Below are 14,228 nucleotides of genomic sequence, written 5' to 3' on the forward strand. Positions count from 1 at the left end.
ACGGTCAACAATATCCTCATTGACCTTCGCGCGCGCCGGGCATAGCAGGGCCGCGCTTTTCCAAACGATAGAGTGCCCTGACAATGACCTATGTCGTGACCGACAACTGCATCCGCTGCAAATATATGGATTGCGTCGAGGTCTGCCCCGTGGATTGTTTCTACGAGGGCGAGAACATGCTGGTCATCAATCCCAACGAATGCATCGACTGCGGCGTGTGCGAACCGGAATGCCCGGCGGAAGCGATCCTGCCCGATACCGAGAACGGCCTGGAGAAGTGGCTGGAACTCAACACCAAATATTCCGCCGAATGGCCGAACATCACGGTCAAGGGCGACGCGCCGGCTGATGCCGACGAAATGAGCGGTGTCGAGAACAAGCTGGAGAAATTCTTCTCTCCCGAACCCGGCGCGGGCAACTGATCCGGGCGGCGCCGTGCCGCCTCTCTAGCGTCCCGGATTGCGGTACACCCCCAGACTTTGTGTCCGGGGGTGGTAATTTTGTTACGAATCTGCTAAATAGCGCAGCAACGGCCGGATGCCCCCTATCCGGCCCTGGAGAATAAACTTCATGTCTTGGCGGGTCGCGCCGCGGACACGCATCGCATTTGGCCACCATCCGGCCTTTGCACCTCTGCACCGCGACGGCCCGTCCCCCGGTTGAATTGGAAAGGTATCAAATGGCTGCCAAGGCGCTGTCCTTTGACGTTGGTGATTATGTCGTTTATCCCAAGCATGGCGTTGGCCGTGTCATTGAGCTTCAGAAGGAGCAAATTGCGGGCATGGAGCTGGAGCTGTACGTGCTCCGCTTTGAAAAGGAGCGCATGACGCTCCGCGTCCCGACCAACAAGGCCGAAGGCGTGGGCATGCGCAAGCTGTCCTCCAACAAGACCCTCGAAGAATCGATGGAAACGCTGAAGGGCAAGCCCAAGGTCAAGCGCACCATGTGGTCGCGCCGCGCTCAGGAATATGAAGCGAAGATCAACTCTGGCGACCTGGTGTCGATCGCGGAAGTGACCCGCGACCTGTTCCGTGCCGACGACCAGCCCGAGCAGAGCTATTCGGAACGCCAGATCTTCGAAGCAGCCTCCAGCCGCCTCGCCCGCGAACTCGCCGCGATGGAAGAGACGGACGAACCGACCGCACTCAAGAAGATCCTGCGCATCCTCAACGAAGCGGCTCCCAAGCACGTTCGCGTGGAGGGCTGAAAAGCTTCTACCGAGCCGACCACGGCAGGTTGATAGGAAGGGGCGTTCCGACCTGGTCGGGACGCCCCTTTTCCTTAGAGCATCGTGCGCAAAAGCCTGTCCTGAGCCTGTCGAAGGGTGGGAACCGGTTTTGTGCTTGAAACGATGCGACAACAAAAGCCTAGAGCATCGTGCGGAAAAATGGGAACCGGTTTTCCGCTTAAGACGATGCGACAACAAAAGCTTAGAGCGCGCGACCTGCGTCCGATTTAACGAAGCGCGCTCTAGCACCGCTATTGGCGACGTTACTGATCCTTGACCGCGCCGGCCGCATCCTTGGCCGCATCGCCCACATCACTCGCGGCCTGGCCGACCTGCGTCGCAGCCGTAGACACCGCATTGTCCTTGCGGCTTTGGCTGCTGATCAGGAAAAAGGCGGCGACCGCCACCACGACCACCAGCAGCAATATGGCAAAGGTCATCCCGCCGCCGCTGCGCTTCTCGATGATCGTGGTCGTCGTCGCCGGATGTTCCTGCTCAACCTGATAATCGGCCATCTCTCTCTCCTCCTCGTCACGCCACCCGCGCCATCAATGCGCAGCGGCGTGGCCTTGTTCCAGAGGCGGGAGGGCCGCGTCAGTCCTCGACCGGAACGAAGGCACCCTTGGCGCGATCCTTCACCACCTTGTTGGCGCGGAAGACGGAGCCGCTCATGGTGATGTAGACGCCCGGCTCGGCAACCTGCGCGGTGGCGAAGGCCATGCCGAGGTTGAAGCTGGCGTCGCTCTCGCCGAAGCGGGCCGGGGCGAGCGCGCCGACCAGCACGATGGTCTTGCCGGCAATGTCCTTCAGCAGCTTCGCCGTCTCGGTCATGGTGTCGGTGCCGTGGGTGATGACGATATGCTTCTCGCGCGCGGCGGCGCAGCGCGCCGCGATCAGCGCACGGTCACCATCGTCCAGTTCCAGGCTGTCCTTGCGGGTCACTTCCTCGATGCGGAAGGGACGCCTGACGCGAGCCACCTCCAGCAGCTTCGCCATCACCGTCTCGCCGACCTGATAGTCGGACAGGGCGTCGAAATAGATCTTGTCGATCGTCCCGCCGGTGGTGAGCAGCAGGATCGGGGTTTCGGGCGACAGCATAAGGGACTCCAGGGTCAATTTTCGGGCGCCTTAGAGTGATTTCGAGTGAAATGGAACATTTCACGGCTCGGAAATCACGGAAAACTCTACCCCAAATGGCGTTCCCCCGAAACCGCTCTTATTCCCCGCGCGCCATTGCCTCGCCGCGATCGCGGGCGGCGGCCAGCGTGTCGGTGAGCAGCGCCAGCAGCCGATCGTCGGCGTCGAGGACGTTCAGCCCCTGCCGGGTCATGCCACCGGGGCTGGCGACCCTGTCGGCCAGCGTTGCCGGGCTGTCGCCGGCTTGGGTACTGGCGCGGGCGGCCATGTTGGCCGACCCCTGCACCGTCGCCAGCGCCATGCGCGCCGCCTGATCGGCGGGAATGCCGATCGCCTCGCCCGCGCGCGCCAGCGCATCGGCGAAGCGGAACAGGAAGGCCGGGCCACAGCCCGACAGCGCCGTCACCTGATTGAACAGCGTCTCCTGGCCGATCCATTCGGCAAGACCGAGCGGCTGGATCAGGGCGTCGATATCGGCCTTCGCCCGGTCCGAGGTCGCGGCGTCGGTGAAGAGCGCGGTCACGCCCTCCCCCAGCCCCACCGGCAGGTTGGGCATGGCACGCACGATGTCGCGGGCGGCCGGGAAACGGGCGCGCAGATCGGCCAGCGTGGTGCCGGCAAGGATCGAGACGATCCGCGTCTCTTCCCCACAAAGCGGCGCCAGCGCGGTCGCGACATCGGAGATCTGATAGGGCTTCATGCCCAGCAACACGGTCGTCCCGGCGGGCAAGGCGGCGGGATAGTCGGTGACGACGCGCACGCCGTCGGCGACCGGCTTGCCGCTCGGCCGCAGCACGGTGACGCACGCAGGATCGAGACCGCAATCGAGCCAGCGGACGAGCATCTGCCCCGCCATATTGCCGCAGCCGACGAGAAACAGATGGTCAGGCCAATATTGCGCCATCGGATCAGGCCTCGCCGCGGGTTTCGATCAGGCTGGCGGAAATCGCCTCGGTCGGGGTCTTGCCGCCCCACAGGACGAACTGGAACACCGGATAGAAACGCTCGCACTCATCGATCGCGGTTTCGACCAGCAACTGCGCCTGATCGAGCGTCAAGGTCCCCCCCGCCCCTAGCAGAGCGCCATGGCGGAACAGCACAATGCCGCTCGACGACCAGAGTTCGAAATGACCGATCCAGAGCTGTTCGTTGATCAGCCCCAGCGTTTCGTAGACGGTCGCGCGCTTGTCCTCGCTGACCCGGATATCTGGCAGGGCGAGGAGCTGGAGAACCTGATCCTCGTCGCGCCAGATGCCGCGCAGCTCATATTGCGCCCACGACCCTTGCGTGTTCGCGACGATCTCATCCTCGCCGACCTGCTCGAAACTCCAGCCATGCGCCTCGAAATAGGCGGCCAGCATGTCGATCGGCGCAGCCTCCTGGCCGCCATGTTCAAATTCGTCGCTATCCATCATCGCCGGGCCTTATCACCGCGTGCGGTGAAAGGACAGAAGGGATCAGTCGGCCTCCCCGGAGCCACCCTGCCCCGCGTCCGCCGCCTTGGGCTTGGCGGCCTTGACGCTCTTGGTCACGGGCTCGCCGCTCTTGCCTTCCAGCGCGTCGAGCCGGGTCTTCAGCAGTTCGACCTCCTCGCGCGCGGCGGCGGCGACCGCCTTCACCGCGTCGAATTCCTCGCGCGACACGAAATCCATGCCGCCGATCCAGTCCTTGGCGCGTTCGCGCGCATTGGATTCGAATTCGCGCGTCATGCCCGCCACAGTGCCTGCGGCGCCGTTCACCAGCTTGGCCAGATCGTCGAAAAAGCGGTTCTCGCTCTGCATTGCACTTATCCTCATTGCGGCGCGCGGGTGGGCGCGCCCGAAATTCATATCTGGGTCTTGAGCGCCGGCGCGACAAGGGTCGGGGCATCCGGGTTCAGGCGGCCGATCTCATAGTTGAGGAAAGAGGCGAACGCCAGCCAGCAGAGATAGGGTAGCAACAGCAAGCCCGCGAGCCGCCGGATACGCCAGAACAGCGCGATCGTGACCGCGACGACCACGAACAGCGCCAGGATCAGCGCCAGCGCGCTGCCGACCTGATGGGCGCGAAAAAAAAGCGGCGACCAGGCGAGGTTCATGACTAGCTGGATCACGAACAGCGCGATCGCCGCGCTTCGACCCTTCGCCCCACGGGCATGCAGGACGATGGCGATGGCCAGCGCCATCATCACATAAAGGATCGTCCAGGCGACGCCGAACGCCCAGCCCGGCGGCATCAGCGCCGGCTTTTCCAGCGCGTCGAACCAGCGATTGCCATAGCCGCTATTCGCCATCCTGCCCGACAGGAACCCCAGGAAGACGATGGCGGGAACCGTGACGAGCGCCCAACGGAGATAGGCGAGACGCAACTGACCTTGGGACGCAATCTGGTTCATCGACAGCAACAACCCCCATACGGAGCGCCGCGTCAGATCCGACGCGAAGCGCTCCAATCCCTTGTTGTCGCATCGCTTCTCGCGATGCTCATGTCACTCAGCCGGTTCAGGCGAATCCTTGAGCGCCGAATCCAGTTTTCGGCTGACGGTTTGCGGAGAAACCGTGCGCTTGGCAACGCGCGAATAGAAAATCGGGATCAGGAACAGGGTGATGAGCGTCGCCAGGCTGACGCCGAACACCACGACCACGCCGATCGAATGGCGCGCCGCCGCCCCCGCCCCGCCCCTGATGACCAGCGGCACCGCGCCGATCACCGTCGCGATCGAGGTCATCAGGATCGGGCGCAGGCGGCGCTTGGCGGCCTCGCGGATCGCCTCGGCAATCTCCATCCCCTCGTCGCGCAACTGATTGGCGAACTCCACGATCAGGATGCCGTTCTTGGCGGCGAGGCCCACCAGCATGACGATGCCGATCTGGCTGTAGAGGTTGATCGACCCGCCGGTGATCGCCAACCCCAGCGCGCCGCCAGCCACCGCGAGCGGCACGGTGGCGATGATGACGCCGGGGTGGATGAAGCTTTCGAACTGAGCCGCGAGCAGCAGATAGACGAGCAGGATGGTGAGGCCGAAGACCAGCCAGATCGACCCGCCGGTTTCGCGCAACGACTGGCTTTCGCCGCGATAGCCTATCGCGAGCACTTCAGGAGATTGCCGCGCCTGATCCTCCAGATAGCCGAGCGCCTGCCCCAGCGAGGTGCCGGGCGCCAGCGCCGCAGTCAGGGTGATGGCGCGCAGCTTGTTGTAGCGGTTGAGCTGGCGCGGGCCGGCCACTTCGCGGATCGTCACGAGCGATGACAAGGGGACCAGCGCGCCGGTGCGGCTGCGCACGTTGATCCGCTCCAGATCGGCCTTGGTCCGACGCCCCGCATCCTCCGCCTGCACCAGCACGCGATACTCCTCGCCCCGGTCGACATAGGTGGTGACGCGGCGCGATCCGAGCAGGCTCTGCAAGGCCTGGCTGACGTCGTTGACGGACACGCCCAGGTCGCCGGCCCGTTGCAGATCGGTGTCGATCCGCATCTGCGGCTTGGTTTCCTTATAGTCGCTGTCGAGGTTGATGAGGCCCGGATAATCGGCCGCCGCCGCCATGATCCGGTCGCGCGCGGCGACCAGCCCTTCATAGGTGGCGCCGGCCAGCACGATATTGACCGGCAGGCCGCGCCCGCGTCCCAGCCCCGAACGCGGCGCCGCATTGCCACGCACGCCCGGCTGGTCGGCGATCACCTTGTTGATGATGGTCGCGACTTCGGCCGTGGTGATGGTGCGGTCCTCCCACGGACGAAGGAAGGCGATGACGTTGCCGCTGTTGAAATCGTCGGTGGTGCCGAAGCCCGCCGGGGTGCGGATGACCAGATTCTGGAGCGTCCCGTCCTTGCGCAGGAAGGCGAGATCATCCTCGATCTTCTTCATATAGGCCATCATCCGGTCGAAGCCGGTGCCTTCGGGCGCGCTGATCTGCGCTTCGACCACGCCGGTATCCTCGGCCGGCGCCAGCTCGCTCGGCAGGCGGGTGAAGAAGAAGCCCGCGACGCCCAGGAACAGCAATACGCCCAGCAGCGGCAGCAACGGCTTGCGGAGCGCCCGGTCGAGCCAGCGGGCATAGCCGCGCTCGATCCGCTGGAACCGACCGTCGATCCAGCGCGCCAGCCGCCCGCGCTCGGCGGTCTTGAGCAGCTTGGAACAGAGCATCGGCGCGAGGCTGAGCGAAATGAAGCCGGAAAAGGCGATCGCCGCGATCATCGCGATGGCGAGTTCGCGGAACAGCAGGCCGGTCTGGCCGGCAAGGAACATCACCGGCACGAACACGGCGCAGACGACGAGCGTGGTCGAGATGATGGCGAATCCCACCTGCCGCGTGCCGAGATAGGCGGCGACCAGCGGATCGTCGCCCTGTTCGACGCGGTGATAGACATTTTCCAGCACGACGATCGCGTCGTCGACCACCAGACCGATGGCGAGTACGAAGGCGAGCAGGGTCAGCAGGTTGATCGACAGGCCGAGCAGCCACATCACCGCGCAGGTGGCGAGCAGACAGATCGGCACCGTCACCGCCGGGATGATGGTCGCGCGCACCGATCCCAGGAACAGGAAGATGACGAGGATGACCAGCAGTGCCGCTTCCAGCAGCGTGTCGTACACATTGTCGATCGCGCGCTCGATGAACAGGGATTCGTCGGTACCGATCGCGACCTTCATGCCCTTGGGCAGGGTCGGTTCCAGCTCCTTAATCAGCGCCTTGGCCTTTTGCGCGACCTCCAGCGTGTTGGCGCCCGACTGGCGAATGATGCCGATGCCGATCGCCGTGCCCTGATTGGACCGGAAGCTGCTATAGGGATTTTCCGCCCCCTCCTCGATCCGGGCGACGTCGCCCAGCGTCACCAGATGGCCGTCCGCGCCGCGCCCGACCACCAGTCGACCGAACTGGTCCGGGGTGGCGAAGGGCCGCTCGACGCGCAGCGTCTGATTCTGATCCTTCGATTCGAAGCGGCCGGCGGGCAGCTCGACATTCTGCGTGCGCAGCGCCGCCTCGACATCGGCCGGGGTCAGGCCGAAAGCGGCCAGCTTTTCGGCGTTGAACCAGATGCGGGTCGAAGGCCGAGCCTCGCCGCCGATATTGACGCGGGCGACGCCATCGATCGCGGCGAAGCGGTCGGCGATGTTGCGGTCGAGATAGTCGCTGATCTGGATCGGCGACCAGCCGGGACGGGAAAAGGCGAGGAACAGGATCGAGCGCGCGTCGGAATCGACCTTGCGGATTTCGGGCGCGAGCGCGTCCTCCGGCAGATCCTCTGTCACCGATCCCACGCGGTCGCGCACGTCATTGGCGGCGCTGTCGATATCGCGCGACGGGTCGAATTCGATATTGATGTTCGACGTGCCGTCCTGCGACGTCGAGGTGATCGTCTGGATGCCCTGCACGCCCGCGACCGCATCCTCGATCAGCTGGGTGATGCGGGTTTCCACGACCGAGGCGGCCGCGCCGGTATAGGTCGTCTCGACCGACACGATCGGCGGATCGGTGTCGGGATATTCGCGGACCGACAGGCTCATCCAGCCGACGATGCCGACGATGCAGAGCAGCACTGCGACGACGGCGGCGAAGACCGGGCGGCGGACGGAAAGGTCGGACAGCTGCATGGCGCGGCGCCCTTAGCCGGCAGCCTTGGGGGCGTTATTGCCTTTATCGCCAGCCTTCTTATCGCCGGCAAGGCGGACGGTCATGCCGTCGGTCAGCTTGACCACGCCCTCGGTCACGACCCTCTGCCCCGGCTTCACGCCGCCCGTGATTTCGACCTGTCCGTTCTGGCGGATGCCGGTTCCGACCTTCACCCGCTTGGCGGTGCGGTCCTCCAACACGAACACGAAGCGTTCATCGCCATCGCCGACCACGGCCAGTTCCGGCACGGCGAGCGACTGGCGCTGGCGCGACAGGACGCTGACGGTCAGGAGCATGCCGGGCTTCAGCGCCTTGTTGGGATTGGGCAGGATCGCGCGCACCTTCACCGCGCGGGTGGCGGGGTCGATCACCGGGTCGATCGTCGCGATCGTCCCGTTGAACGGACGATCGGGCCAGGCGGCCGACACCGCCCTGATCGGCATGCCTTCGCGCAGCATCGACAGGCGGGTTTCGGGGATGGTGAAGTCCAGCTTGATGCGGCTGATGTCGCTGACCGTGGCGATCGCCGTACCGGCGGTCACGATCGCGCCGGGCGATACGGTGCGCAAGGAGACCCAGCCGGCGAAGGGCGCACGGATTATGCGATCGCCGATCGAGGCGCGGGCGAGTTCCGCATTGGCGCGGGCGGCATTGGCAAGCGCCGTCTGCTGCTCCAGCGTCGCGCCGGTGGCGAAACCGCGCGCCTTGAGCGCCTGGATGCGCTGAAGCTGCTGCCCCGCCTGCAACGCGGTAGCCTCGGCAGAGGCGAGTTCGGCCTTCTCCTGCCCCACGGCGAGCGTCGCAATCACCTGCCCCTTCGCCACGAAGCCGCCATCCGCGAAGTTGAGCGCGGTGATCCGCTCCGTCACCGGCGCGGACAATATGACCTGTTCATTGGCGAGCGCGGTGCCGACCGCCTCCACATTGTCGGTGAAACCGGCGGGCGCGATGGCGACAGCTTCGACCAGCGGCGCCGCGCGCGGCTTCTGCTGTTTCTCGCCGCTGCAACCGGCAAGACAAAGGGCTGTGAGAATGACAGGCAATAACGGGCGCATGATGGAGGGCTATCGGGCCTTTCAGCGCGACACAATGGACCCTTGTGTCGCGGCATGTATCATTATGTATCGGGGCGGAGAACGAAGCTCGACCGATTATCCGCCAAGCCGCGCATAGAGAAGAAATTCGACATTGCCCTGCGGTCCGGTAATCGGGCTTTGCGTCAGGCCGGCGACGGTCCAGCCCTGCTCCCCCACCCAATCCTGCACCTCGGCGCAGACCCGTTCGTGGACGGTGGCGTCGCGCACCACGCCATTCTTGCCCACTTCCTCGCGCCGCGCCTCGAACTGCGGCTTGATGAGCGCGACGAGATGGGCGTCGGGCTTCGCGAAGCCGATCGGCTTTTCCAGCACCTTGGCCAGGCTAATGAAACTGGCGTCGCAGACGATGATGTCGACCGCTTCGGGAATATGCACATCGGTCAGGATGCGGGCGCTGGTCTGTTCATGCACCACGACCCGGTCGTCGGAGCGCAATTTCCAGGCAAGCTGGTTGGTGCCGCTGTCCACCGCATAGACTTTCGCCGCGCCGTTGGTCAGCAGCACGTCGGTGAAGCCGCCGGTCGAGCTGCCGACGTCGATGGCGACGAAGCCGGTCACGTCGATGGCGAATTTCTCCAGCGCATGGGCCAGCTTGATCCCCCCGCGCGACACCCAGGGATGGTCGCGACCGCGCACGTCGAGATCGGCGTCGGCGGGCACCTGCTGCCCGGCCTTCTCGACTTTCCGGTCGCCCAGATAGACGAGACCGGCGAGGATCAGCGCCTGCGCACGGGCGCGGCTTTCGGCGAGGCCATTGTCGACGAGCAACTGGTCGGCACGAACCTTGGCCATCAGCGGAGCAGTCCGGTCAGGGTGGCGGGGGTCAGCAATTGCGGCAAGGTCTGGGCCTCCTTGCCCGGCGCGTACCAAAGATAGAGGGGAACGCCCGAACGGCCCTGGCTTTCGAGGAAGCGGGTGATGGCGGGATCGGCATTGGTCCAGTCGCCGACCATGACGGTGACGCCTGCCTTCTCGAACGCCGCGCGGGTTTCGGCGCGGTCGATGGCGGCGGCTTCGTTCGCCTTGCAGGTCAGGCACCAGTCGGCGGTGAAATAGAGAAAGACCGGCTTCTTCGCGGCGCGCAGCTCACCCAGTTTCTGGACATCGAAATGGACAATCTCGTCGCTGTTTTTCGACACCGCGGGCGCGCTGGTCGGGAGAGCGACGCTTGCCCCGGCGAGCAGGGCGATGGCGGCGATGGCCGCGACAATGCCGCCACCCTTGCCGATCCGCTGGCGACCGCCCAGCCACCAGAGCAGCAGCGCCAGCAGCAGCGCTGCCCCCAGACCGATGGTCATGCCCGGCACGCCGCGTTGCTGCCCCAGCAGCCAGGCAAGGCCCAGCCCGGTCAGGAACATGGGGATGGCAAGGATCTTCTGGAACTTGCCCATCCAGCCACCGGGCTTAGGCAAACGATTGCGCAGCGCGGGAATAAAGGCGAGCAGCAGGAAGGGCAGCGCGAGCCCCAGCCCCAGCCCCGCAAATATCGCGAGCGCGGCGGGCAGCGGCAGCAGCAGCGCCGCCCCCATCGCCGCCGCCATGAAGGGACCGGTGCAGGGCGTCGCGACGAAGGCCACCAGCGCGCCGGTCCAGAAGGAGCCGACAACGCCGCCCTTGCCGACAAGCCCCTCGCCGCCGCCATAGGCGCGCAATTCGAACAGGCCCGCGAGGTTGAAGGCGATCGCCGTGACCAGCAGCAGTAGCGCCAGGATGATGCGCGGATCCTGCAACTGGAAGGCCCAGCCGACCGCGCTCCCCGCCGTCCGCAGCGCCAGCAGCAGCCCGCCCAGCGCCAGGCAGGTGAGGATCACGCCCAGCGTATAGGCCAGCGCTTCCCGCCGCACGCTGCGTTCGTCGCCGCCCGCCTTGGCCAGCTTCATCGCCTTGAGGCCCAGGATCGGGAAGACGCAGGGCATGATGTTGAGCAGCAATCCGCCCAGGATCGCGCCGCCCAGCGCGGCAAGGATCGCGCGCCACTGGCCGCCCCCGCCAGATGCCGACGCCACCTCGCCGGGTCTGGCGGTCAGCAGGAAACCGACATGATCGCCGGTCCGCAGCACCGCCTGCACGGTGCCGCGCGCCGTTTGATCTTGGCCGCCTTCGCCCGCGTCCGTTTCAACCAGCAGCCGGTCGCCATCGCGCGTCACCCTCTGCGGCGCGGCATAGCGCAGCAGCCCTTCGGCCAGCGCGAAGAGATGAACGTCGTGCGCCTGCGCGCTGGCGGGGAACGGCACTGACAGGCGCAGCTTGCCGTCCTTCAGCGCATAGGTTGCTTCCGATCCCAGCGGCCGGGGCAGATGGCCGCGCCAGCCATCGAAGCGCGCGCGCTCCGCCGACGCGACGCTGCCGTCGCCGGCGATCAGGTCCAGCGTCAACTCGCCGCTTTCGGGCACGCAGACCTTGTCGGTGCAGGCCAGCCATTGCGCCTTCGCCCGCACCGGCAGGCGCGTACCCGGCGCGATGTCGGTCGCGACCTTCAGGTCCGCCAGCACCGCATAGGGGCCTTCATAGACATGGTTCATAAGGCCGGAGATCAGCAGCGTTTCTGGCACCGGATAGCGCAGCGCGCCGACGGTCACGCCCTTGGGCAGCGTCCAGTCGACGGTCATGCCAAGGCCCGCGTCGCCCGGATTTTCCCAATAGCCGTGCCAGCCCGCTTCGGGGACCATGGCGAAGGCGATGGTCGTGCCCTTGCCCGGCGCGGGACTGTCGCTTTCGCTGTCCAGTTGCGCGGCGATATGCGCCGTGCCGCCGCCGAAAGCGCTTTGCGCCGCTGCGGTGGACAGGCCTGCCAACAGGGCAAGCGTCATGAATATGACTTGAAAAATCCGCATCGGGCCTCTGGTCGCGTGGATGCAAGGGGGCTAGGTCGCTCCCTATCCGCCGTCAAGGCATGAGAAGGTACTGCATATGTTGAAGAGAGTCGCCGCCGCCCTGCTGCTCGCCACCGCCCTTGTCCCGGTCGCGCCGATCATGGCGCAAAGCCCGGCTCCGGCCCCTGCTGCCGCAGCGCCCGCAACAGCCGCCTTCGCGACTCCCCCCAAGCTGATCGTCGCGATCAGCGTCGACCAGTTTTCCGCCGACCTGTTCAGCGAATATCGCCAATATTACACCGGCGGCCTCAAGCGGTTGACGAGCGAGGGCGCGGTCTTCCCGCGCGGCTATCAGAGCCATGCCGCGACCGAAACCTGCCCCGGCCACTCGACCATCCTGACCGGCAGCCGCCCGTCGCGCACCGGCATCATCGCCAATACCTGGTTCGACCTCGACACCCAGCGCGATGACAAAGCGGTCTATTGCGCCGAGGACGAAACCCAGCCGGGCACCAACAGCAACGATTATGTCGCGTCGCCGCTGCACCTTAAGGTGCCGACGCTGGGCGGCCGGATGAAGATCGCCAACCCCGCCACGCGCGTGGTGTCGGTCGCCGGCAAGGACCGCGCCGTCATCATGATGGGCGGGCCGACCGCCGACCAGAGCTGGTGGCTGACGCCCAGGGGCTATGTCAGCTACAAGGGCATTGCCACCCCGCCGCTGGTCGCCAAGGTGAACGAGCAGCTCGCCGCGCGCCTCGCCCAGCCCAATCCGGGCTTCGAGCTGCCGCCCCAGTGCGCGGCGAAGGATTTCGCGGTCAATATCGGCGCTGGCCAGACCGTCGGCGATGGCCGCTTCGCGCGCGAGGCGGGCGATTTCAAGAAGTTCCGCGCCTCACCCGAACAGGATGCGCTGACGCTGGTGCTGGCCGCCGGCGCGATCGAGAGCATGAACCTTGGCAAGCAGGCGCAGACCGACATCATCTCGATCGGCCTGTCGGCGACCGACTATGTCGGCCACACCTACGGCACCGAAGGCACGGAAAGCTGCATCCAGGTCGACCGGCTGGACCGAGAGCTGGGCGCATTCTTCGATCGCCTGGACAAGGACGGGATCGACTATGTGGTGGTGCTGACCGCCGACCATGGCGGCCATGACCTGCCTGAGCGGCATCAGGAAAATGCGATGCCGATGGAAGCCCGTGTCGATGCGGCACTGACGCCCAAGGCGCTGACCGCGGCGATCGGCGCAAAGACGGGCCTGACCGGCAAGAAGCTGATCTGGGGCGACGGCCCGGCGGGCGACCTCTATTTCGACAAGGGGCTGACCAAAGCCGAGCGCGCGAAGGTAGAGGCCGAGACGCTGAAGCTGCTGCGCGCCCACAGCCAAGTGCAGACCGTCTTCACCAAGGCGGAAATCGCCGCCGCCCCTGCTCCGTCCGGCCCGCCCGAAAGCTGGAGCCTGCTTCAGGAAGCCCGCGCCAGCTTCGACCCGCAGCGGTCGGGCGATCTGCTGCTGCTGCTCAAGCCGCGCATCATGTCGATCCCCGACGGCACCAAGGGCTATGTCGCGACCCATGGTTCGCCCTGGGATACGGACCGCCGCGTGCCGATCCTGTTCTGGCGCAAGGGCATGCGCCATTTCGAGCAGCCGCTGGGCGTCGAAACGGTCGATATCCTGCCGACGCTGGCCGCGCTCATCAAGCTGCCCGTGCCCCGGGACCAGATTGACGGCCGCTGCCTGGACCTGATCGCGGGCGAAGGCGACAGCTGCGCGCAGTAACGAATGGCCGCTCGTTTCGAGCGTGTCGGGAAACGGGGAGCATCGCGCTGCCGGCTTCTCGACTTCGCTCGAAGCGAACGGATGTTGGGTCTGGAAGCGACCAGAAATGGACAGTTAGGCGCGTTGCGGTATTGCTCGACCGCGGCCATTCCACACCCGTCACCCCAGCGAAGGCTGGGGTCTCAGGCGGTCATAGAATAAGATGCATTATATCCAGCCAATCGGGATTGCTCTCCTCAATCAGTCGGATTTTCCAGTCTCGCTTCCATGCCTTGAGCGCCTTTTCGCGAGCAATGGCCAATGTGATGTCATCATGCATTTCCACCAGAACGAGGCGCGTCAGGCCATATTTCCTACAAAAGGCCGAGCCAGTCCCGCTGCGATGCTGCTCGATACGCGCCGCAAGCTCAGCAGTATCCCCGATATAGAGCACGCCTCTCGGCTTGTTGGTCATAATGTAAGTGCAACCGCCTCGCGCCATACCCAACTGTCGCGCACCACGCCCTGAGATGCCAGCCTTCGCTGGCATGACGCTTAATTTATATCGCCTGCCATATAGTCACGCGAGATAATCCGCCA

At 65.5% G+C, this 14,228-nt stretch carries 14 protein-coding genes; 3 read left to right on the top strand and 11 right to left on the bottom strand.

Annotation, left to right across the window (positions count from 1 at the left end):
- The first annotated feature begins 83 nt into the window (after positions 1-83).
- On the top strand, positions 84-422 hold the full coding sequence (fdxA, locus tag DM806_RS10190; RefSeq protein WP_179043118.1) for a ferredoxin FdxA: 339 nt from the start codon (positions 84-86) through the stop codon (positions 420-422).
- Between the two features lie 257 nt (positions 423-679).
- Positions 680-1,207: a CarD family transcriptional regulator gene (locus tag DM806_RS10195; RefSeq protein WP_179043134.1), complete on the top strand. Its 528-nt coding sequence runs from the start codon at positions 680-682 to the stop codon at positions 1,205-1,207.
- Between the two features lie 284 nt (positions 1,208-1,491).
- Here the strand turns inward: DM806_RS10195 and DM806_RS10200 are convergent, their stop codons facing one another.
- From DM806_RS10200 to DM806_RS10245, 10 genes are all read right to left on the bottom strand, one after another.
- A complete protein-coding gene (locus tag DM806_RS10200; RefSeq protein WP_179043119.1) occupies positions 1,492-1,743 on the bottom strand; it encodes a hypothetical protein in 252 nt (83 codons plus the stop codon).
- Positions 1,744-1,822: 79 nt separating this feature from the next.
- Positions 1,823-2,326: an asparaginase domain-containing protein gene (locus tag DM806_RS10205; protein ID WP_179043120.1), complete on the bottom strand. Its 504-nt coding sequence runs from the start codon at positions 2,324-2,326 to the stop codon at positions 1,823-1,825.
- Positions 2,327-2,444: 118 nt separating this feature from the next.
- Positions 2,445-3,269 (bottom strand): pyrroline-5-carboxylate reductase family protein, encoded by an 825-nt coding sequence (locus tag DM806_RS10210; protein ID WP_179043121.1) that lies wholly within the window; start codon positions 3,267-3,269, stop codon positions 2,445-2,447.
- A gap of 4 nt (positions 3,270-3,273) precedes the next feature.
- The gene (locus DM806_RS10215; protein WP_179043122.1) at positions 3,274-3,780 is read right to left on the bottom strand and encodes a YbjN domain-containing protein; all 507 of its coding nucleotides are present in this window, start codon (positions 3,778-3,780) and stop codon (positions 3,274-3,276) included.
- 42 nt (positions 3,781-3,822) lie between these two features.
- A complete protein-coding gene (locus tag DM806_RS10220) occupies positions 3,823-4,146 on the bottom strand; it encodes an accessory factor UbiK family protein (RefSeq protein WP_179043123.1) in 324 nt (107 codons plus the stop codon).
- Positions 4,147-4,190: 44 nt separating this feature from the next.
- Positions 4,191-4,739: a TspO/MBR family protein gene (locus DM806_RS10225; protein WP_179043124.1), complete on the bottom strand. Its 549-nt coding sequence runs from the start codon at positions 4,737-4,739 to the stop codon at positions 4,191-4,193.
- Between the two features lie 93 nt (positions 4,740-4,832).
- Entirely contained in the window at positions 4,833-7,937 is a 3,105-nt protein-coding gene (locus tag DM806_RS10230; protein WP_179043125.1) for an efflux RND transporter permease subunit, read from the bottom strand.
- Between the two features lie 12 nt (positions 7,938-7,949).
- Positions 7,950-9,011 carry an efflux RND transporter periplasmic adaptor subunit gene (locus DM806_RS10235; protein WP_179043126.1) on the bottom strand — a complete coding sequence of 354 codons (1,062 nt, stop codon included), beginning with the start codon at positions 9,009-9,011 and terminating at the stop codon, positions 7,950-7,952.
- Positions 9,012-9,107: 96 nt separating this feature from the next.
- Positions 9,108-9,845: a TlyA family RNA methyltransferase gene (locus DM806_RS10240; protein WP_179043127.1), complete on the bottom strand. Its 738-nt coding sequence runs from the start codon at positions 9,843-9,845 to the stop codon at positions 9,108-9,110.
- Positions 9,845-11,887, bottom strand: coding sequence for a protein-disulfide reductase DsbD family protein (locus DM806_RS10245; protein ID WP_179043128.1), 2,043 nt, complete (start codon positions 11,885-11,887; stop codon positions 9,845-9,847). The genes DM806_RS10240 and DM806_RS10245 overlap by 1 nt, the downstream gene beginning before the upstream one ends.
- 76 nt (positions 11,888-11,963) lie before the next feature.
- On the opposite strand from DM806_RS10245, the gene DM806_RS10250 reads away from it, so the two are divergent.
- Positions 11,964-13,649 (top strand): alkaline phosphatase family protein, encoded by a 1,686-nt coding sequence (locus DM806_RS10250; protein ID WP_179043129.1) that lies wholly within the window; start codon positions 11,964-11,966, stop codon positions 13,647-13,649.
- Positions 13,650-13,839: 190 nt separating this feature from the next.
- Here the strand turns inward: DM806_RS10250 and DM806_RS10255 are convergent, their stop codons facing one another.
- On the bottom strand, positions 13,840-14,130 hold the full coding sequence (locus DM806_RS10255; RefSeq protein ID WP_179041560.1) for a GIY-YIG nuclease family protein: 291 nt from the start codon (positions 14,128-14,130) through the stop codon (positions 13,840-13,842).
- Positions 14,131-14,228 lie beyond the last annotated feature (98 nt).

The organism is Sphingobium lactosutens (genome assembly GCF_013393185.1).
Taxonomy (GTDB): Bacteria; Pseudomonadota; Alphaproteobacteria; order Sphingomonadales; family Sphingomonadaceae; genus Sphingobium; species Sphingobium lactosutens_A.

Bases quoted from the DNA above. Each gene is read 5' to 3' on its own strand.
- DM806_RS10235 (WP_179043126.1), bottom strand. From the start codon at position 9,011: ATGCGCCCGTTATTGCCTGTCATTCTCACAGCCCTTTGTCTTGCCGGT.
- DM806_RS10240 (WP_179043127.1), bottom strand. From the start codon at position 9,845: ATGGCCAAGGTTCGTGCCGACCAGTTGCTCGTCGACAATGGCCTCGCC.
- DM806_RS10250 (WP_179043129.1), top strand. From the start codon at position 11,964: ATGTTGAAGAGAGTCGCCGCCGCCCTGCTGCTCGCCACCGCCCTTGTC.
- DM806_RS10215 (WP_179043122.1), bottom strand. From the start codon at position 3,780: ATGATGGATAGCGACGAATTTGAACATGGCGGCCAGGAGGCTGCGCCG.
- DM806_RS10195 (WP_179043134.1), top strand. From the start codon at position 680: ATGGCTGCCAAGGCGCTGTCCTTTGACGTTGGTGATTATGTCGTTTAT.
- fdxA (WP_179043118.1), top strand. From the start codon at position 84: ATGACCTATGTCGTGACCGACAACTGCATCCGCTGCAAATATATGGAT.
- DM806_RS10255 (WP_179041560.1), bottom strand. From the start codon at position 14,130: ATGGCGCGAGGCGGTTGCACTTACATTATGACCAACAAGCCGAGAGGC.
- DM806_RS10200 (WP_179043119.1), bottom strand. From the start codon at position 1,743: ATGGCCGATTATCAGGTTGAGCAGGAACATCCGGCGACGACGACCACG.
- DM806_RS10245 (WP_179043128.1), bottom strand. From the start codon at position 11,887: ATGCGGATTTTTCAAGTCATATTCATGACGCTTGCCCTGTTGGCAGGC.
- DM806_RS10205 (WP_179043120.1), bottom strand. From the start codon at position 2,326: ATGCTGTCGCCCGAAACCCCGATCCTGCTGCTCACCACCGGCGGGACG.
- DM806_RS10220 (WP_179043123.1), bottom strand. From the start codon at position 4,146: ATGCAGAGCGAGAACCGCTTTTTCGACGATCTGGCCAAGCTGGTGAAC.
- DM806_RS10230 (WP_179043125.1), bottom strand. From the start codon at position 7,937: ATGCAGCTGTCCGACCTTTCCGTCCGCCGCCCGGTCTTCGCCGCCGTC.
- DM806_RS10225 (WP_179043124.1), bottom strand. From the start codon at position 4,739: ATGAACCAGATTGCGTCCCAAGGTCAGTTGCGTCTCGCCTATCTCCGT.
- DM806_RS10210 (WP_179043121.1), bottom strand. From the start codon at position 3,269: ATGGCGCAATATTGGCCTGACCATCTGTTTCTCGTCGGCTGCGGCAAT.